16 protein-coding genes are annotated in these 18,158 nt (G+C 61.9%); 4 read left to right on the plus strand and 12 right to left on the minus strand.

Features of this window, described 5'->3' with window-relative positions:
* Window positions 1-100: 100 nt before the first annotated feature.
* From FNU76_RS07365 to FNU76_RS07385, 5 genes are all read right to left on the minus strand, one after another.
* Window positions 101-2,719 (minus strand): TonB-dependent receptor, encoded by a 2,619-nt coding sequence (locus FNU76_RS07365; protein ID WP_144277590.1) that lies wholly within the window; start codon window positions 2,717-2,719, stop codon window positions 101-103.
* A 258-nt stretch (window positions 2,720-2,977) separates the two neighbouring features.
* Window positions 2,978-3,604 carry a trimeric intracellular cation channel family protein gene (locus tag FNU76_RS07370; protein ID WP_223879259.1) on the minus strand — a complete coding sequence of 209 codons (627 nt, stop codon included), beginning with the start codon at window positions 3,602-3,604 and terminating at the stop codon, window positions 2,978-2,980.
* Complete coding sequence (locus FNU76_RS07375) at window positions 3,601-4,155, minus strand: cob(I)yrinic acid a,c-diamide adenosyltransferase (RefSeq protein ID WP_144277591.1); 555 nt, start codon at window positions 4,153-4,155, stop codon at window positions 3,601-3,603. The genes FNU76_RS07370 and FNU76_RS07375 overlap by 4 nt, the downstream gene beginning before the upstream one ends.
* A gap of 111 nt (window positions 4,156-4,266) precedes the next feature.
* Window positions 4,267-6,387, minus strand: a complete 2,121-nt coding sequence (locus tag FNU76_RS07380; protein WP_144277592.1) for a 3-hydroxyacyl-CoA dehydrogenase NAD-binding domain-containing protein — start codon at window positions 6,385-6,387, stop codon at window positions 4,267-4,269.
* A 31-nt stretch (window positions 6,388-6,418) separates the two neighbouring features.
* On the minus strand, window positions 6,419-7,624 hold the full coding sequence (locus FNU76_RS07385; protein WP_144277593.1) for an acetyl-CoA C-acetyltransferase: 1,206 nt from the start codon (window positions 7,622-7,624) through the stop codon (window positions 6,419-6,421).
* Window positions 7,625-7,717: 93 nt separating this feature from the next.
* Here FNU76_RS07385 and FNU76_RS07390 point away from each other — a divergent pair, with 93 nt between their 5' ends.
* Window positions 7,718-8,854 (plus strand): acyl-CoA dehydrogenase family protein, encoded by a 1,137-nt coding sequence (locus tag FNU76_RS07390; protein WP_308418621.1) that lies wholly within the window; start codon window positions 7,718-7,720, stop codon window positions 8,852-8,854.
* A gap of 54 nt (window positions 8,855-8,908) precedes the next feature.
* On the plus strand, window positions 8,909-9,127 hold the full coding sequence (locus FNU76_RS07395) for a hypothetical protein (protein ID WP_144277594.1): 219 nt from the start codon (window positions 8,909-8,911) through the stop codon (window positions 9,125-9,127).
* 177 nt (window positions 9,128-9,304) lie between these two features.
* Here the strand turns inward: FNU76_RS07395 and FNU76_RS07400 are convergent, their stop codons facing one another.
* The 7 genes from FNU76_RS07400 to FNU76_RS07430 form a co-directional block, all read right to left on the minus strand.
* A complete protein-coding gene (locus FNU76_RS07400; protein ID WP_144277595.1) occupies window positions 9,305-9,925 on the minus strand; it encodes a Fic/DOC family protein in 621 nt (206 codons plus the stop codon).
* 7 nt (window positions 9,926-9,932) lie between these two features.
* Complete coding sequence (locus FNU76_RS07405) at window positions 9,933-10,127, minus strand: hypothetical protein (protein WP_144277596.1); 195 nt, start codon at window positions 10,125-10,127, stop codon at window positions 9,933-9,935.
* A 5-nt stretch (window positions 10,128-10,132) separates the two neighbouring features.
* On the minus strand, window positions 10,133-10,759 hold the full coding sequence (locus tag FNU76_RS07410) for a lytic transglycosylase domain-containing protein (protein WP_144277597.1): 627 nt from the start codon (window positions 10,757-10,759) through the stop codon (window positions 10,133-10,135).
* 17 nt (window positions 10,760-10,776) lie between these two features.
* Window positions 10,777-12,492 (minus strand): proline--tRNA ligase, encoded by a 1,716-nt coding sequence (locus FNU76_RS07415; protein ID WP_144277598.1) that lies wholly within the window; start codon window positions 12,490-12,492, stop codon window positions 10,777-10,779.
* Window positions 12,493-12,588: 96 nt separating this feature from the next.
* The gene (locus tag FNU76_RS07420; protein WP_144277599.1) at window positions 12,589-13,674 is read right to left on the minus strand and encodes a hypothetical protein; all 1,086 of its coding nucleotides are present in this window, start codon (window positions 13,672-13,674) and stop codon (window positions 12,589-12,591) included.
* A gap of 3 nt (window positions 13,675-13,677) precedes the next feature.
* Complete coding sequence (locus FNU76_RS07425) at window positions 13,678-14,115, minus strand: DNA polymerase III subunit chi (protein WP_144277600.1); 438 nt, start codon at window positions 14,113-14,115, stop codon at window positions 13,678-13,680.
* 1 nt (window position 14,116) lies between these two features.
* A complete protein-coding gene (locus tag FNU76_RS07430; RefSeq protein WP_144277601.1) occupies window positions 14,117-15,805 on the minus strand; it encodes a leucyl aminopeptidase in 1,689 nt (562 codons plus the stop codon).
* A 184-nt stretch (window positions 15,806-15,989) separates the two neighbouring features.
* Here FNU76_RS07430 and lptF point away from each other — a divergent pair, with 184 nt between their 5' ends.
* Complete coding sequence (gene lptF, locus FNU76_RS07435) at window positions 15,990-17,081, plus strand: LPS export ABC transporter permease LptF (RefSeq protein ID WP_179958386.1); 1,092 nt, start codon at window positions 15,990-15,992, stop codon at window positions 17,079-17,081.
* Window positions 17,078-18,154, plus strand: a complete 1,077-nt coding sequence (gene lptG, locus FNU76_RS07440; RefSeq protein WP_144277603.1) for an LPS export ABC transporter permease LptG — start codon at window positions 17,078-17,080, stop codon at window positions 18,152-18,154. The genes lptF and lptG overlap by 4 nt, the downstream gene beginning before the upstream one ends.
* Window positions 18,155-18,158: the final 4 nt, after the last annotated feature.

An 18,158-nucleotide genomic window follows, 5' to 3' on the forward strand; every position in this document is an offset into this window, starting at 1 on the left:
TTCACCGAAACCGGCCAGCTAATAAAAAAGCGCGGCAATTTGCCGCGCTTTTTAAGTGGGACCGGGCGGACAACACCCGGTTCCATAAGGTCCGCTTGATTTAGAACTTGTAGTTCGCGGTACCACGGACATAACGACCGCGCATATCGTACAGCGTGAAGGCGGCTGGCAGACCGTAGCGGTTGGCGAAGGACGCGTCGAACGGAGGCGCCTTGTCGAACAGGTTCAGCACCGACAGCGAGACATCGAGCTGCTTGGTGAACTTGTAGCTGCCGAACAAATCGACGGTGGTGCCGCTGGCCACGCGATCCTGGCCAGGGGTCTGCTCTTGCTTGTAGCCGGCGGTATGGTTGACCTTGATGCGCGAGGTCAGCGGGCCCTTTTCCAGGCCGAAGGTCAGGCCAGCCTTGTAGCGCGGGTAGATACCGGCGGAGATACCACGGCCAACGTACTGTTCCACTTCGGCATCCGCAGCCGGCTGGGTCTTGTACGAGATCGTGTAGTTACCGTCGAACTCGACGCTGAAGCGGCCGAAGGACGTCTGATTGGAGCGCCAGGTAGCGCTCAGGTCCAGGCCCTTGGTCTCGACAAAGCCGACGTTGTTGTACGACGTCACGATGTACAGAATGTTGCCGGTATCCGGATCGCGCACCACGGCGTCCTTGTAACGGGCGTCGTTCTCGTGATCTGCGACATACTGGGTGTCGTCGGAGGTAACCAGCTTGTTCTGGCGGATCTTGTAGAAATCCAGGCTGGCATTGAAGTTGGCCGACGGCTCGAAGACGGTACCGAAGGAGTAGCTCTTCGACTTTTCCGCTTCCAGCTTGGAGTTGCTGGCGATGATGCCGGCAACCGACAAAGGCACGCGCTGCTTTTCGTTCCTGTGGAACTTGTCGGTCACGGTGACGAAGAAGGTCGAGTTCGACTGTGCATTCTCGGCCAGCGTCGGTGCACGGAAGCCTTCGCCGTAGGAGCTACGGAACATCACGGACTTGGTCGGGGTCCACTTCATGCCCAATTTGGGCGAGAAGGCGGAACCGAAATCGCTATAGCGGTCGGTGCGGCCGGCCAAGCTCAATTCCAGCGTCTTGGTGATCGGTGCGCTCAATTCGAAGAACAGCGCGCTGACGTTGCGCGAACCCTTCGTTGCGGTCGCGCCTTGGCCCAGCACCAGGCCGCTGGAGAGGGCTGGATCCGGCACATCATTGACCTTCTCGCGACGCCAGTCGGCACCCACCACCATGCCCAAGGAACCGGCCGGCAGTTCGGCGATATCGCCGGACAGCTGGAAGTCGGCGAACTGGACGGTCGATTTCGACTCGCGGTTCAGCGTCAGGCGCAGCTTGTCGGTAGCAGCAGGCGAGTTGGCCGGATTCCGGAAGTCGTAGGAATGGTCCTTCAACATCTGCGCCAAGGCCACGCCATTGATGCGGTTGTACTGGATGTTCTTGGCCTTGTTCTCGGCACTACCGGCCGCCATGTCCCATTCCCAGTTGCCCAACTGACCCTTCAGGCCGGCCAGCAGACGGTAGCTGTCGCTGGTGATGCGGGCGCTACGGGGACCGACGTCCACGAAAGCGTAGCCGAAACGCGAAGGTGCGGCGAACGGATTGGCGGGGTTACCCACCGGCAACTTGTTGTCGTCCTGCGTCAGACCACCCGTGGCCGGGTTATAGCGAAGGCCCACGCCGGTATTGGAGATGGCACCCGGAGTGGAGGACTGCTCGGTCTTGGTATGCGAAACCAGCGCTTCGGCATAGGCTTGCATGCCATTGCCGAAATTCAGCGAGCCACGGCCGAAGGCGTTCACGCGCTCGGTGGCAGGCATCAGTTCCAGATAGGACGCGAGATTGAAGGCACAGACGTCGCCGGTCAGGTTCAAGCCGGAATACGGATTGCTGAAGTCGGATGCGGGACGCTTGACCGTGCCATTCGGACAGTTGGCGAATGCTTGGCGCTGGGTCGCGTTGATGCGGTAAGTACCGCCGTTGGCCGACCAGGCGAACAGACCGCCTGGGAAGGCACGGAAATCCTGGTTTTCGGTCAGCTTGCGCTCGGAAGCCTTGAGGCTGTCGCGCTTGAAGTAGTCCAGCGACACCATCAGGTTGTAGTTATTGTCCTGGCCGCCGATACCGCCGGTCGCGGCCGCACGGTATTCGTTCATACCGCCTTCGGTCGAGGTACCGGCACTGAAGGAAGTAGCCAGGCCTTGGAAGTCCTTGCGCAGGACGATGTTCACCACGCCGGCGATGGCATCCGAGCCATACACGGCCGAGGCGCCATCTTTCAGCACATCAATGTGGTGGATGGCCGAAGCGGGGATGCTGTTCAGATCGAAGAAGGCATCGGACAGGTTCTGGGCGAAACCGTAGTTGGCAACCCGGCGGCCGTTCAGCAGCACCAGGGTGGATTTCTGGCCCAAGCCGCGCAGCGAGATACCGGAAGCGCCAGGCGAGAAGGAGTTCGAGAACGACTCGTTATAGCTGTTGGCGCTATTGGCGGTGATCGAACGCAGCACTTCGGCGGCCGACGCCTTGCCGCTCTGCTCGATTTCCTTGGCGCTGATCACGGTAACCGCGGAAGGCGTTTCGCCGGCGATACGCTTGATGCGCGAACCGGTCACTTCGATCTTCTCGGCTTTTTCTTCGGCGAACGCTTGCGCGGCGAAGCCGGCGATGCCGAGCAACAGCAATGCCTGGCTGATTTTCTTCAGTTTCATACAATCTCCCCTGAGTACTCAGGTATCTATATTCTGGCAGTCATGCGGCCCTCGCGGCCGTGTGGTCATGCGCCTCCCCCATCCGGGGGATGCAGCAAGGCCGCGATCCTACCCGGAAGCGGAGCGACGTGGTTCCAGGGCAGACAGAAGTGTTGCGAAGATGTAACGAAACGGGCCGACAACCCTGTCGATGCGTGAATATATGAGCAAACCCTTGTCGACGCCGCGCGGTTGTGCAGGGGCGCCCAACCTGGCGCGCTATACCTGCGGCAGGCGGAAGTCGCGCCAATGCGCCACCAGGCGGATCGCCAAGCCCAGCGAGAACAAGCCCCACACCACGGCGGGCCCTTGCCAGCCTTGGCCGTGCGCGGCATAGAGCAGGCCGGCCACCAGGATGGATACCGTGCCGTAGACATCCTTATGCAGAATAAAAGGCACGTCGTTGACCATCATGTCGCGCACGATGCCGCCGCCGATGGCGGTGACAAAGCCGACAAACAGCACGCCGAACAGATTGAAGCCATAGTCTATGCCCAGGTCCGCACCGGCCAGGCTGAAGGCGATCAAGCCGACCGAGTCGGCCACGATGAACACCCGGTGCATGGTGGCGCCATAAACCTTGTGCAGGCTGACCGCCCAGCTTGCCAGCAGGGCGGCGCAAATCACCCAGACCGAGCTGGCGTCGAAGAAGATAATCGGGATGCGGTTGAGCAGGACATCGCGGATCACACCGCCGCCGATCGCGGTCAACAGCGCCACGATCAGCACACCCAACATATCAAAACGTTTCTTTACGCCCAACAGGTAGCCAGACACGCTGAACGCGGCGGTACCGACCAGGAACAGCCAGTCCATATCGAACAACAGTGCCGCCAGATCGCTCATAGACTGTTCAAGCCCGGCTGCCAGCACACGTCGGCCACGCCTTCCGCGCGATTCGCGCTACGCGCCAACACGAACAACAGGTCGGACAAGCGGTTCAGATAGCGCGGCGCCAGCTCGGCAACGGTTTCCAAGCCCGCCAGCTCGACCAGGGCGCGTTCGGCGCGGCGACAAACCGTACGGGCAATATGCAGGGCCGCGGCCGCCCTCCCCCCACCCGGCAGGATAAATTCCTTCAGCGGCGACAGCTCGGCATTGAAGACCTGCACTTCGGCTTCGATGCGGGCCAGATGGGATTCCTGCAAGGCCACCCGGCCAGGAATGCAGACTTCGCCTCCCAGGTCGAACAGATCGTGCTGCACCTTGAGCAGCGTCGACCGGATCGACTCGGGCAGCACCTCGGCCAGTACCACGCCGAGATGGCTGTTCAATTCATCGATTTCACCCAGCACATGGACGCGCAGGCTGGATTTCGATACCCGGCTGCCGTCACCCAGACCGGTACTGCCGTCGTCGCCGGTACGGGTGACGATCTTGCTTAGGCGGTTTGCCATATTCTGCCCTTTCGGCCGCGACACGAAGCGCGGCCTGCTTGTCTCAATGGGCGGAATTACAGCACAGCCGGCTCCCCGCTCCAATTGCGGCGAATCCGGCCCGTGCCAGGCTCATTCGGCGGCCAGCCGCTTCAACCATTGCGGCGCGGCAAAGCGTGCTCCAAATTGCCTTGCCAGTGCGTCCGCCCGTGCCAGGGCCTGTTCCGCACCGTACTGGCGTAGAAACTGGCTCGCACCGCCGGTCCAGGCCGGAAAGCCCAGCCCCAGCAAGGAACCGACATTGGCATCGCGTTCGCTTTCCAATACCCCCTCATCGAAGCAGCGGGCGGTTTCCAGCGCCTGGATGAACAGGAGCCGGTCGATCAGGTCCTGCATGGCCGGCAAGCTGCGGCCAGGCTGGGCGAAGGCATCCAGGCCGGTCCAAAGCCGTTTTCTGGCTTCGGCCGGATAGTCGTAGAAGCCCGCGCCGGCGGCGCGGCCCTTGCGATCGAATTCCGCGATCATGCGGGTCAATACCGCATCGGCCGGATGCTCGCGATAGGCCGCGCCCAGATCGGCTCGGCTCTGTTCCAGGATATGCGCGCACAGGCTGAGGCTGACTTCGTCGGTCACCGCCAACGGGCCGACCGGCATGCCGGCTTGCAGGCCGGCCTGTTCGATCATGGCCGCCGGCACGCCTTCGCCCAGCATGGCCATGCCCTCGTTGACATAGCAACCGAACACCCTGCTGGTAAAGAAACCTCGGCCGTCATTGACGACGATAGGTACCTTGCCCAGCTGCTGGACGAAGTCGTAGGCACGCGCCGTGGTCTCCGCGCTGGTATCGCGGCCCTTGATGATTTCGACCAGTTGCATCTTGTCCACCGGGCTGAAGAAATGCAGGCCGATGAATTGCGCCGGCCGATCACACGCCGTGGCCAGGCCGGAAATTGGCAAGGTCGAGGTATTGGAGGCGAGCACGCCATCCGCCGCCAGCCGCTGTTCCGCTTCGCGCGTTACTCGCGCTTTAAGATCACGGTTTTCATACACGGCTTCGATGATCATTTCGCATCCGGCCAGATCGTCCGCCTGCTCGGTGGGCTGGATAAGCTCAAGTAGCGCGGCGGCATCTGCCTCGCTGATGCGTCCCTTACCGATGCGTTTGGCCAGTAATTGGCGGGAATACTCCTTACCCTTCTCGGCCGCCGCCTGGCCGACATCCTTCAGCACCACCTGCACGCCCTTGCTGGCGCAGGCCCAGGCGATACCGGCACCCATCATGCCGGCGCCCAGTACGCCGACCTTGCGCAGCTGCCGAGGTGCGAAGCCGGCCGGCCGGCTGGCCCCCGCCTTGATCTCGTTCATGGCGAAGAACAGCGTGCCTATCATGTTCTTGGCCACCTGGCTGGTCACCAGGCGGGTGAAGTAGCGGCTCTCGATCCGGCTGGCGGTGGCGAAATCCACCTGCGCGCCCTCCACCATGACGGCCAGGATCGCCTCCGGCGCGGGGTAGTTGCCACGGGTCTTTTCGTACAGCATGGCCGGCGCCACGGCCAGCATTTGCGCTACCTTGGGCTGGCTGGGCAAGCCGCCGGGCAATCTGTAGCCCTCGCGGTCCCAGGGCTGGGCGCTGGCGGGATTGGCCATGATCCAGGAGCGCGCCTGGGACAGCAGCTCGGCGCAATCGGCCGCCAAGGCATGGATCAACCCGGCCGCCAAGCCTGCCTGCGGACCGAATTGACGGCCTTCCAGCAGATAGTCGAAGGCCCCCTGCAAACCCAGCAATCGCACCATGCGGGTCACGCCGCCCGCGCCAGGCAACATGCCCAGGGTGACTTCCGGCAAGCCGAAGCGGCTTTTTTCGTCGGCCACGGCGATGCGGTGATGACAGGCCAGCGCCACCTCGAATCCGCCGCCCAGCGCGCTGCCGTTCAGGGCGGCCACTACAGGCAGGCCCAGCGTTTCCAGCTTGCGCAGATCCGCCTTGAGCGACTCGATCATCTGGAAGAATGCGGGAGCATCATCGGAAGGGATGGCGATCAGTTCATTCAAATCGCCGCCGGACAAAAAGCTGCGCTTGGCCGAAGTCAGGATCACACCACGCAATTGCGCCCGTTCCTCCGCCAGGCGGGCAACCGCCGCAGCCAGGTCGGCGCGGAAGGCGGCATTGAGGGTATTGGTCTTTTCTCCGACCGCATCGAAGGTCAGGGTGACGATGCCGTCGGCATCGCATTGGTAGCTCATCGCGCTCATGTTCTCTCCTTGAAGGCGGGTCAAGTTGCTTCTAAACCCGCTCGATAATCGTGGCGATGCCCATACCGCCGCCTATGCATAGCGTGGCCATGCCATAGCGCAGCTGGCGGCGCTCCAGCTCATCCACCAAGGTGCCCAGGATCATGGCGCCGGTGGCGCCGAGGGGGTGGCCCATGGCGATGGCACCACCGTTGACATTGATGCGGTCGAAGCCCACGCCCATTTCGCGGGCGAAACGCATTACCACCGCCGCGAAGGCTTCATTGACCTCGAACAGATCGATATCGGCCACCTCCAGCCCGGCCTTGGCCAGGGCCTTGCGGGCCGCCGGCGCGGGACCGGTCAGCATGATGGTCGGGTCGGTACCGGTCAAAGCGGTGGCAACGACGCGCGCACGCGGGCGCCAGCCATAGCGCCGGCCGGCCGCTTCGTTCGCCACCAGCACCAGGGCCGCGCCATCGACGATGCCGGAAGCATTGCCGGCATGGTGGACATGGTTGATGCGCTCGACCCAGGGATAGCGCTTCAATGCCAGGGCGTCGTAGCCCATGGCGCCCATCTGCTCGAAGCTGGGACGGAGCTTGCCCAAGCCTTCCAGCGTGGTGGCGGGCTTGATGAACTCGTCTTCCACCAGGATATCGATCCCGTTCAGATCGCGTACCGGCACGATGCTGGCCTGGAAATGTCCGGCTGCCCGCGCTGCCGCGGCCCGCTGCTGGCTCTCCACGGCAAAGGCGTCCACCTCGGCCCGGCCATAGCCGTCGAGCGTGGCGATCAGGTCGGCGCCGATGCCCTGCGGGACAAAGCCGATAGCCCGCGCGGTTTCCGGATCGGTCGCCATGGCCCAACCGTCCGAACCCATGGCGACCCGCGACATGGACTCCACCCCGCCCGCCACCACGATATCTTCCCACCCCGAACGCACCTTCTGCGCCGCCAGATTGACCGCTTCCAGCCCGGAGCCGCAGAAGCGATTGACCTGCACGCCGGCGGCCTTCCAGTCCCAGCCGGCCGCCAAGGCGGCGGTCTTGGCGATATCGCCGCCCTGGTCGCCGACCGGCGTGACGCAACCCAACACCACGTCATCGACCTCGGCGGTGGCAAGCTCGGTACGGGCTTGCAATTCATGCAACAAACCCGTCAACAAGGTGACGGGTTTGACCTCGTGCAGGCTGCCATCGGCCTTGCCCTTGCCGCGCGGGGTACGAATGGCTTGGTAGATAAATGCTTCGGACATGGTGGGTCCCTAATTTGATGGATATCGAGCGAGCGCTAGATTAATGTAAACACTCTAAGCAGGATAGCTCGCTACGACTCCGAGGAGACAAGATTGATCCCACGCCGCCATTTCGATGCCGAACACGAACTCTTTCGTGCCAATTTCAAACGCTGGCTGCACGAGGAGGTTTGCCCCCACCAGGCCGAATGGGAAGCTGCCGGCATCGTGCCCCGGCCGGTCTGGAGGCGGGCTGGCGAACTGGGCTTCCTGGCGCCTTTCGTGGACGAGCAATATGGCGGCGCCGGCTGCCGCGACTTCCGCTACGACCAGATCATCGCCGAGGAACTCGGCCTTGCCAACGAATGGGGATTGGCGCTGAGCCTGCACTCTTCCCTGGTCGCGCCTTACCTCGACACTTTCGGCAGCGAAGCGCAAAAGCAGCGCTATCTACCCGGCGTCGTCAACGGCGACTGCGTGCTGGCGGTGGCCATGACCGAGCCCGATACCGGCAGCGACCTGGCCGCCATCCGCACCCGCGCCGAGGAGCATGGCGACCATTGGTGTCTCAATGGCGCCAAGACCTTTATCTCGAACGGTATCAATAGCGATCTGGTCATCGTCGCCGCGCGCAGCCACCCCACCGAGAAGCGTGGACTATCGCTGTTCCTGCTGGAAAAAGGCTGGCCCGGCTTTGAAGTGGGCCGTCGGCTGGAAAAGTTGGGGCAACACAGCCAGGACACCGCCGAGCTGTTTTTCCACGATGTGCGGGTGCCCAAGGAAAACCTGTTGGGACAAGCCCACCAGGGCTTCAAGATGCTGATGACCATGCTGGCCGCCGAGCGGCTGACCTGTGCCATCAGTTCGCTGGCGGCAGCCCAGGCGGCCCTGGCCATGACCATAGCCTATGTGAAGGAGCGCAAGGCCTTCGACCAGCGGCTGATCGACTTTCAAAACACTCGCTTCGAACTGGCGGCCATCAAGACCGAACTGGACCTGGGACAGATCTACCTCGACCGCCTGGTGATGGAACACCAGCTGGGCGCGCTCGATGCGGTGGATGCCGCCGAAGCCAAGCTGTGGACCAGCGAGGTGCTGGGGCGCGCCGCCGATCGCTGCCTGCAATTGTTCGGCGGCAATGGCTATATGGCCGAATACCCGATAGGCCGGCTGTGGGCGTCGGCCCGGGTCGCACGCATCTATGCCGGCACCAGCGAGATCATGAAGGAAATCATAGCGAAACAGCTATAGCAATAAGCGCGACGACAGGGTAAAAATGCGCCATCAACCCAACAGGAAAAAAGAATGAATGCAATCAAGATCGCCGCACTGGCCCTGATCGTGGCCGGCGTGCTGGGCCTGGTCTACGGAGGATTCAGCTATACCAAGGAGTCGCACGAAGCCAAGCTGGGGCCGTTGACGTTTTCAATCCAGGACAAGGAAAAGGTCAACGTGCCGGTCTGGGCCAGCGTGGCGGCGATTGCGGCGGGGGCGGCTTTACTGCTGTTCAGCGGCAAGAAATAGTCGATCCATAGTCCAATGAAGACTCGCCGTGGACGATGCAAGTAGCGCGGGTGGGATGAATAGCTACGTTGCAGGAAAATCTCCGCAGGGCGAGTCCTCCAGCCTCGAACGGGCGATGGTGGTAGATCGCGACTTGCCGATCCAAGGCTGTACATCTTGGACTTACATACCATTGCCCTACGGAGCTATTGTTTCAAGATAAACTTTGAGAAGCCGTGTCATTGTCGAAAAATTACCTGCAAGCCCATCTATGCACGCCTGCTTCATTGCGCCATCACTCACGCCTTCCCATGCAATTGTAAAGCCAGCATTTAACGCCAACAGAGACAGAAGAACTCTTTGGGCACGTCCATTCCCTTCTCTAAACGGATGAATTCTGTTTAATTCAACCAAGAAAACAGCAACGGCCTGGGAAAATTCCGGCAAGGTTAGACCAAGATAATAGTTTCTCGACTGACAGTCTTCGAACAAAAGCCTTAATTTTTCACCTATATTCTCATTTCCTTCAAAACACGTATCTCCCTTTGCAATATCAACTTTCCTGAACTCGCCAGCCCATGGATAAACATCCATGAATATCTCGCGATGAATTGACTTCAGTGTCGCAATGTCAAACTTGCTCGGGGGTTCACGCTTCAGAATCTCTTCGATAGCCAAGGCCGAGTATTCGGCCTCTATCAGCTCAAGATCCTTGGTAGTGGTCAATCCATGCAGATTGACCAATACACCATTAGTTTGGCTATATGGATCATCGTCAATCGAGTAACCTTCAATATAATAGTGAGGGTCCTCATTCATCTATTCTTCATCCTTTAGCCGCCAAAGCCTTTGCACGCAATCTAATTTCCTCGCGAGCCTGGTCGTAGGAAATCAATCCATCTTCTTTTCGTTTCAACAAATCCAAACCAAAAGCAGACAGCTTGATATTATCGACCGCCAGGATGCCCACAGCCTGCCTAGCGCTCCAAGACGTCAAAGATTTCCTATTGATCCCAGTCATTTCCGTTATCTCCCCGGATAGGATACCGTCTGCAACCGCGCCTGCCCCGGCTGCCAATCCCAACTGGACTTCCAGGCACCCAAGACCATATTCGGGTATTCCGGCTTGCCCAGGCTGCCGTTATAGCGGCCCAGGGCGCGGTACAGATCGCCCTTCTCGATATCGAGGTAGTGGCGCAGGATGGTGCAGCCGAAGCGCAGATTGGTATACATATCGAACAGATTATGTTGACTGGTACCGATACTGCGCTGCCAGAACGGCATGACCTGCATCAGGCCGCGTGCGCCCACCGAAGAGATCGCGTATTTCTTGAAGCCGCTTTCCACCTGGATCAGGCCCATCACCATCTGCGGATCCAGCCCGGCCCGGGTGGCTTCGTAGTGGATGGCGGTCAGCAGTTTTTCCCGCATGAAGTCGTCGGGGATCTTCTTCTTCATCCGTGCCGACATCTCGGCCAACCACGCCGTGCCTTCATTCGCGTTGGCGAATACCAGCCTGGGCGCGGTGCTATCGTTGATCGAGCGCTGCATGGCGGTGGCCACCGACAAGGACAGCTCTTCTTCCTTTTGCGCGCCGGCCTGGGCCGGCAGCGCGGCAAGAAATCCCAACAGAACAATGACTAAGCGTTTCATGGGCGCGATTGTGCCGTTTAAGCAGCCAGTTTGCCAAGCAATAATGCCACGATGGCTTGCTGCTCGACCAGCTCGGTGGTGCCGTCGCGGCGTGCGACGTATTCGACCTTGCCGTCGGCCAGGGACTTGTCGCCGATGGTGACCCGATGGGGAATGCCGATCAGCTCCATATCGGCGAACAATACGCCAGGCCGTTCATTGCGGTCGTCCAGCAGCACATCGACGCCTCGGCTGGCCAATTCGGCATACAGGGCATCGGCGGCGGCCTTGACCGCTTCCGAGCGCTGGTAGCCGACCGGCACCACGGCTACCGTGAACGGCGCCATGGCGGCGGGGAAGCGGATGCCCTTCTCGTCGAAATTCTGCTCGATGGCGGCGCCGACGATGCGGCTCACGCCAATACCGTAACAACCCATTTCCATCGGCTTGAGCACGCCTTCGGCATCCAGGTAGGTGCAATTGAGCGCTTCCGAGTACTTGGTGCGCAACTGGAAGATATGGCCCACTTCGATACCGCGGCAGATTTCCAGCACGCCCTTGCCGTCCGGCGAACCATCGCCATCGACGACATTACGGATATCGGCGACCACATCGGCTTCGGCCAGGTCGCGGCCCCAGTTCACGCCGGCCAGGTGGAACTTGGGCTTGTTGGCGCCCACCACGAAGTCGCTCATGGCGGCCACGGTACGGTCGGCGATCAGGCGTACCTTCGCGCGATCGATGCCGACCGGTCCCAGGAAGCCCGGTGGGCAGTTGAAGAAGGCGCGGATTTCCTCCTCGGTGGCGAAGCGGAATTCGGCCAGGCCGGCCAGCTTGCCGACCTTGACCTCATTGAGGCTATGGTCGCCGCGCAGCAGCATGATATGCAGCTGCTCGTTCGCTACCAGGGCGATCAGCTTGACCGTGCGCTGCAAGGGGATATCGAGCAATTGGGCAACCGCTTCGCAGGTGGTCTGCTTGGGCGTCTCCACGTCGCGCATGGCCTCGGCGGGGGCAGCACGCGGTGCGGCGGGCGCAACGGCCTCGGCCAATTCGACATTGGCGGCAAAGTCGGAAGTGGGGCAATAGGCCAGTGCATCCTCGCCCGAATCGGCCAGCACATGGAATTCATGCGAACCGTCTCCACCGATGGCGCCGGTATCGGCCGCCACGGCACGGAAGCGCAAGCCCAGCCGGGTGAAGACGTTCGAGTAGGCTTGATACATGCCCGCGTAGGTCTTGGCCAGGGCGGCGGCATCGACGTCGAAGGAATAGGCATCCTTCATGACGAACTCGCGGGCGCGCATCACACCGAAACGGGGCCGGATCTCATCGCGGAACTTGGTCTGCACCTGGTAGAAATTCAGCGGCAGCTGCTTGTAGCTCTTGATCTCGCTACGGGCGATATCGGTGATCACTTCTTCGTGGGTCGGCCCGAAGCAGAAATCGCGCTGGTGGCGATCCTTCATCTTCAGCATCTGCGGACCGAACTGCGCCCAGCGGCCGGACTCCTGCCACAGCTCGGCCGGCTGGATGGCGGGCATCAGCATTTCCATGGCGCCGGCACGATTCATTTCATCGCGCACCACCGCTTCGACCTTGCGCAGCACGCGTAGACCCAGGGGCATCCAGGTGTAGAGGCCCGAACCGAGCTTCTTGATCAGCCCGGCGCGCAACATCAGCTTGTGGCTGGGCAACTCGGCCTCGTTCGGCGCTTCTTTGAGGGTAGACAGGAAAAATTGCGAGGTGCGCATCGGCAAGAGCTCGGTAATCGGTTGAAAGAACGCGATTTTACCGCAGCCCGGCCTTCGCCGTAACGCCGATATGGGCGGCCACCGCCGCAATCCGCCTTACATTCTTTGCTTGAGCGCTTCTTCCACTTTGGCGGTGATCAATTTATCCAGCTGCGGTTGCAGCGAACCCAGGGTCCGCTTGAGCGCCTCGACATACAGCGTGGTGACCTGCCGCTTCAGCTCGGCATTGACCAGCTTCTCGATATCGGGCCGCAAATTGCCCATCAGCTCGGCCACGATGACGGCCGGATCGATCGGGGCGGCCTGTACCGCAGCTACCGCCGCTGCCTCGGCCTGGGCCAGGGCCAGGGCATCGTCCAGTTCGATGCTCAAGTCGGGAAATTCATCCGAGACCAAGACCAGGGTGCTGGGCCGCGCCATTGCTTCCCGCTCGGCTTCCACGACGGCACGCGGTATGGGGGGCGCGGCCATCGCGGCGGCAAGCAAGGCCATCTGGTCGTTGAGCGGCGGCGAGACCGGGGCAGCCGGTGTCACAGGTGCAGCCGCAATCGGTGCGGGCACGGGCGCCATGGCAGGTGCTGGCGCTGGGACGGGAACCGGCGCGGCAACGGGAACCATCGCGGCGCTGCCGGGCGCTAGGGATTTGTCTTCAGGCGGCGGGGCGAAGTCGAAATTAAGCGACAACTCCGGCATCAAGGGACCGTCGGACAAAGGCGACGGCGGGTTGATCGCCACCGGTTTCACTTCGGCCGGCTTGAGCGTGGGTATGCTCAGTTCGGGGAAATCCAGGCTGCTCACCACGCCAGGCTTGGGCTCGACAGGTTTCGCCGGAACGGGGGGGGCTACCATGGCGGGCGCCGGGACGGGCGGCGGCGGCACGCTCACCGCCGCTTGCCTGGCCGGAGCGCCCAATGGCGGGGTACGGGCCGGGGCCAGGCTTTCCAGCGCGGAAGGCGGATCGTTGCGAATCTCTTCCGGGGTGAACATCAAGTCATCGTCACCACCGGCAATATGGGTCAGCACCGGGATATCGCCGACGGCGCCATGGGCGTCCAGATCGGTCAGCACCGGCACGTTCGGATCCAGGCCACTGCCACGATGGCGGGCAATCAGGGCATCCATCTTACCCAGCAGGGCGGGCGGCTCGTTATCGGGATCCAGCGAGAAAAATGGCTCAGCCATGCGTCAAACCTTTCCCAGCGTGGCCATGTCGGTGAACTCCACCTGATAGCCAGCGCGTTTGTAATGGGCCAGCCGCTCGCGGGCAAGCTGTCGCAGCGCCATATCATCGTGCGGCACAATCTCGACGATACGCCCAATGCCCAAATCGGTGGGCAACATATGCGCCGTCCAATTGAACACCACCTCACGTGGTAGCAAGGCATTGATGCGATGGTCGATCAAAGCGAGGGTATCGGGCGCCAGGACATCGCTCGCCAGGCAGTGGGGGATGAAGCCGGTAGGCGGCACCTCCCACAGCAGGCGGCTGATGACCTGGCTGGCCATTTCGGAATCGGTGACGATGCCGGTGGCGAGCTTGCGCTTCACAGCCTTGCCGACAAGCTGGCAAAGCGCCTGCTCGCGGTTCGCCACATTGAAGTAAAAGCTCGCCAACAGCGTCATGTCACTTCTTCTTCGCGGCGGGTTTGGCGGCAGCTTTGACAGCCGGCTTGGCGGCTGGTTTCGCTGCCGGCGCGGCCTTCTCGGCCGGCTTCACCGCTGCCTTGGCCGCCGGTTTTTCCGCCGGCTTGGCCACTGCCTTTGCTGCCTTCGCAGCCGGCTTGGCTGCCGCCGCCTTGGCGGCTGGCTTGGCCTTGGCAGCCGGCGCGGCTGCGACCTTGGCGGCCACCACCTTGGCCGGCGCAGCCGCGGCGCGAGCGCGCAGGAATTGCGTCAGCAAAGGTACCGGACGGCCGCTTGCGCCCTTGGCCGGACCGGATTTCCAGGCGGTGCCGGCGATATCCAGATGCGCCCAGTCGTATTTCTTGGCGAAGCGCGACAGGAAGCAGGCGGCGGTGATCGAACCACCCGGCCGGCCGGCGATATTGCCCATATCGGCGAAGTTCGACTTGAGCCCTTCCTGGTACTCGTCCCACAGCGGCATATGCCAGGCGCGGTCGCCCATGGTTTCGCCGGCGGCGATCAGTTCGGCGGCCAGCGCATCCTTGTTGGCATACAGGCCGGTGGCGATATGGCCCAGCGCGATCACGCAGGCACCGGTCAGGGTAGCGACGTCCACCACGGCGGCCGGATCGAAGCGTTCGGCGTAGGTGAGGGCATCGCACAGGATCAGGCGGCCTTCGGCATCGGTATTGAGGATCTCGACCGTCAGCCCTGCCATGGTAGTGACCACGTCGCCAGGCTTGCAGGCGTTGCCGGCAGGCATGTTTTCGCAGGTCGGTACCACGGCGATCACGTTCAGCGGCAGCTTCATGCGGCCCACGGCATGCATGGTCGCCAGTACCGAGCCGGCACCCATCATGTCGTACTTCATCTCGTCCATGCCCTCGCCCGGCTTGAGGCTGATGCCCCCCGAGTCGAAGGTGATGCCCTTGCCGACCAGCACCACCGGCTTGTCGCCCTTGGCGCCGCCGTCATGCTTGAGGACGATCAACTTCATCGGCTCGCTGCTGCCCTTGCCGACCGCCACGAACGAGCCCATGCCGAGCTTTTCGATGTCGGCGCGTTCCAGCACGTCGAGCTTCATGCCGAAGCGCTTGGCGATCTCGCCGGCTTGCGTGGCCAGGTAGGTAGGGGTGCAGAAATTGGGTGGCAGATTGCCCAGGTCCTTACCGAAGTTGACCGCTTCGCCGATGGCTGCGCCGGCGGCCAAAGCGGTGGTGACGGCGGCTTCGTCGCTCTTGCCGACCAGCACGGTCACCTTCTTCAAGCCTGGCTTTTCGTCCTTCTTGGACTTGGTGGTATCGAACTTATAGCTGGCATCGTAGGCCGCCACGGCGATCTCTTCCGCGGCCCAGGCCGTCGCGCGGCCTTCAAAGGCAATGGCCAGTTCACCACCTGCCGTGTGGGCGGCCTTGACGGCGGCGCGCGCGGCATCGCGGAAATCCTTGTCGCTGCTGCCCATGCTGACCAGCAATACCCGCTCGGCCGCTACGCCCGGTACCTTATGCAGCAAGATGGCGCTGCCGGCTTTCGCGTCCAGGTCGCCCAGCTTGAGGATGGCAGCGAGATGCCCACCGGCAGCCTTGTCAACCGCTTGCGCTGCCGCGCCCAACTTACCGTCGGCAACGGACAAGGCCAGCACGGCGGCTTTGTGTTTTTCAGGGCTTACGGCCTTGGCAATGATTTCCACGGAGGACTCCTGTAATATCGCGGCTCGGCCGCTGTCCGATATGGGCAGCGCACCCCGCTAGGTTTTGCAAGGCATGGTTGCTTGTGGCAACCATGCAAACATCTGGAAAATTGTGCCAATTTTCCGAACTCAACCGGCAAAAGTCAAAGTTCAACCCGTGCCGTCCTCTTCTTCCCGCCCTTCAATGCTGCATTTTTGCCTGCCGTCCGAGCGATTGTTCGAGCGCGCCATGCTGCGCGAGTTCGCCAGTATGGGGGCCGGGGTGTTCATTGTGCTACTTACCATCATGGTGGTAACCACCGGCGCCAAGCTGCTCAGCTGGGCTGCCAGCGGCGTGGTCAGCTCCGAGGCGATTGCAGCCCTGCTCGGTTTCACGCTGCTGGGCATTGTCCCCTGGCTGCTGTCGATGACAGTCTTTATCACGGTGCTGTGGAGCTTGACCCGCGCCTGGCGCGATCATGAAATGGCGGTGTGGTTTTCGTCCGGACAAGCGCTCACCGCCTGGATCCGGCCGGTGCTGATCTTCGCCCTGCCACTGGCCCTGGTAGTCGCCATGCTCAGCCTCGGGCTCAGCCCCTGGGCCAAGCAGAAGAGCACCGAATATAGAGAGCAACTGGCCACCCGCGACGATATGTCGGCACTGGCGCCTGGCATGTTCAAGGAAGCGCAGCTGACCGACCGGGTATATTTCATCGAGAATTTCTCCGGCAAGAACGGGGCGGCCCGCAATATCTTCGTCCAGGCCACCCAGAAGGATGGCGCGCAAAGCATCACCGTGGCGGCGGAAGGTTATCTGCTCAGCATGCCGGATGGCGAGCGCATCCTGGTCCTACAAAACGGTCGCCGCTATGAAGGCATGGTAGGCCAACCCAACTACCGCATCGTCGAATTCGGCGAAGCCCGCATCCGGGTACAGGAGCCCGACCGCCGCGAAGCCAACAGCAAGAGCGAGGCCATGCCCACGCTAGCCCTGCTCGGCAGCCGGAACCTGGAAGAAAAAGGCGAACTGGCGAGGCGGATCGCCAGCCCCATCACGACTTTGCTGTTGGCCTTGCTGGCTATTCCGCTGGCCTACGTCAATCCGCGCGTGGGGCGCGGTTTTAATCTGATGGTGGCTATCCTGCTGTTTTCCATTTATCTCAACCTGGTCAATGTCGCGCAAAGCTGGATCGCCGCCGGGCGACTGCCCAGCCTGATCGGCATGTGGCCGGTCCATGCGGCCATGGCCCTGATCGTCTGGGGCCTGTTCCGCTGGCGAGCCAAGCCACGCTCATGAAATCGCTTTCCCGCTACCTGATCGCCGAAGTCGTCCGCAACAGCTTGTTTGTGTTGGCGGGCTTATTGGGCCTATTCCTGTTCTTCGACCTGATCGGCGAATTGCGCGACGTCGGCCACGGCAACTACACCTTTCTCAAATTGCTGGGCTATGTGCTGTTGCTGGTACCGGGACATGCCTACGAGCTGATGCCCATCGCCGTATTGATCGGCGGCATGATGGGTATTTCCCTGCTCAACCAGCACTCCGAATTGACCGTCATGCGGGTGGGCGGGCTGTCCGTCACCCGCCTGTTGGGCATCCTGTCCGTGGCGGGACTGGGCTTTTCCCTGCTCACCCTGGCCGCCGGCGAATTCGTGGCTCCGCGCGCCGAACGGGCCGCCAAGCAATTGCAGCTGGCGGCCAAGGGGCAGCTGGTGGGCCAGGACTACCGCTCTGGCGTGTGGATGAAGGACGATGGCAATTTCGTCAATGTCCGCGAGGTCCTGCCGGACCAGACATTGCGTTTCGTCAACGTCTACCAATTCGACAGCTCCCGTCATATGAGTACCTATGGCCACGCCCAACGCGGCGTCTGGCAGCCGGAGCAGAGCGCCTGGAAGCTGACCGATGTGACCCTGACCTTCTTCGAAGCCGGCCAGGTGCGGGTGCAGAAGCTGGCCGAATACCAATGGCGCTCGGTGCTGACGCCCAATATGTTGTCGGTGCTGATGGTATTGCCGGAACAGATGTCGGTGATGACCCTGGTCGACTATATCGAGCACCTGCGCCATAACCAGCAGAAGACCAACCGTTTCGATATCGCGCTATGGACCAAGCTGGTCTATCCATTCGCCTGCCTGGCCATGCTGCTGATCGCCCTGCCCTTTGCCCAGACGCAGCGGCGCGGCGGTGGCGTGGGTATGAAACTGTTCGTGGGCATCATGCTGGGGCTGGGATTCTACTTTGTGAACAAGCTGGTCAGTCAGCTTGGCATCCTCTACGGCTGGTCGCCGTTATTGGCGGCCATGCTGCCGTCCGGACTTTTCCTGCTGCTGGCGCTGTTTCTATTGTGGCGGCAAGAACGCCGCTGAAATT

The sequence above is a fragment of the Chitinimonas arctica genome (assembly GCF_007431345.1).
Classification (GTDB): domain Bacteria; phylum Pseudomonadota; class Gammaproteobacteria; order Burkholderiales; family Chitinimonadaceae; genus Chitinimonas; species Chitinimonas arctica.

What these genes read in the sequence shown, in the direction of transcription:
- FNU76_RS07365 (WP_144277590.1), bottom strand. Translation starts at nt 2,719, where the DNA reads ATGAAACTGAAGAAAATCAGCCAGGCATTGCTGTTGCTCGGCATCGCC.
- FNU76_RS07370 (WP_223879259.1), bottom strand. Translation starts at nt 3,604, where the DNA reads ATGAGCGATCTGGCGGCACTGTTGTTCGATATGGACTGGCTGTTCCTG.
- FNU76_RS07375 (WP_144277591.1), bottom strand. Translation starts at nt 4,155, where the DNA reads ATGGCAAACCGCCTAAGCAAGATCGTCACCCGTACCGGCGACGACGGC.
- FNU76_RS07380 (WP_144277592.1), bottom strand. Translation starts at nt 6,387, where the DNA reads ATGAGCGCGATGAGCTACCAATGCGATGCCGACGGCATCGTCACCCTG.
- FNU76_RS07385 (WP_144277593.1), bottom strand. Translation starts at nt 7,624, where the DNA reads ATGTCCGAAGCATTTATCTACCAAGCCATTCGTACCCCGCGCGGCAAG.
- FNU76_RS07395 (WP_144277594.1), top strand. Translation starts at nt 8,909, where the DNA reads ATGAATGCAATCAAGATCGCCGCACTGGCCCTGATCGTGGCCGGCGTG.
- FNU76_RS07400 (WP_144277595.1), bottom strand. Translation starts at nt 9,925, where the DNA reads ATGAATGAGGACCCTCACTATTATATTGAAGGTTACTCGATTGACGAT.
- FNU76_RS07405 (WP_144277596.1), bottom strand. Translation starts at nt 10,127, where the DNA reads ATGACTGGGATCAATAGGAAATCTTTGACGTCTTGGAGCGCTAGGCAG.
- FNU76_RS07410 (WP_144277597.1), bottom strand. Translation starts at nt 10,759, where the DNA reads ATGAAACGCTTAGTCATTGTTCTGTTGGGATTTCTTGCCGCGCTGCCG.
- FNU76_RS07415 (WP_144277598.1), bottom strand. Translation starts at nt 12,492, where the DNA reads ATGCGCACCTCGCAATTTTTCCTGTCTACCCTCAAAGAAGCGCCGAAC.
- FNU76_RS07420 (WP_144277599.1), bottom strand. Translation starts at nt 13,674, where the DNA reads ATGGCTGAGCCATTTTTCTCGCTGGATCCCGATAACGAGCCGCCCGCC.
- FNU76_RS07425 (WP_144277600.1), bottom strand. Translation starts at nt 14,115, where the DNA reads ATGACGCTGTTGGCGAGCTTTTACTTCAATGTGGCGAACCGCGAGCAG.
- lptF (WP_179958386.1), top strand. Translation starts at nt 15,990, where the DNA reads ATGCTGCATTTTTGCCTGCCGTCCGAGCGATTGTTCGAGCGCGCCATG.
- lptG (WP_144277603.1), top strand. Translation starts at nt 17,078, where the DNA reads ATGAAATCGCTTTCCCGCTACCTGATCGCCGAAGTCGTCCGCAACAGC.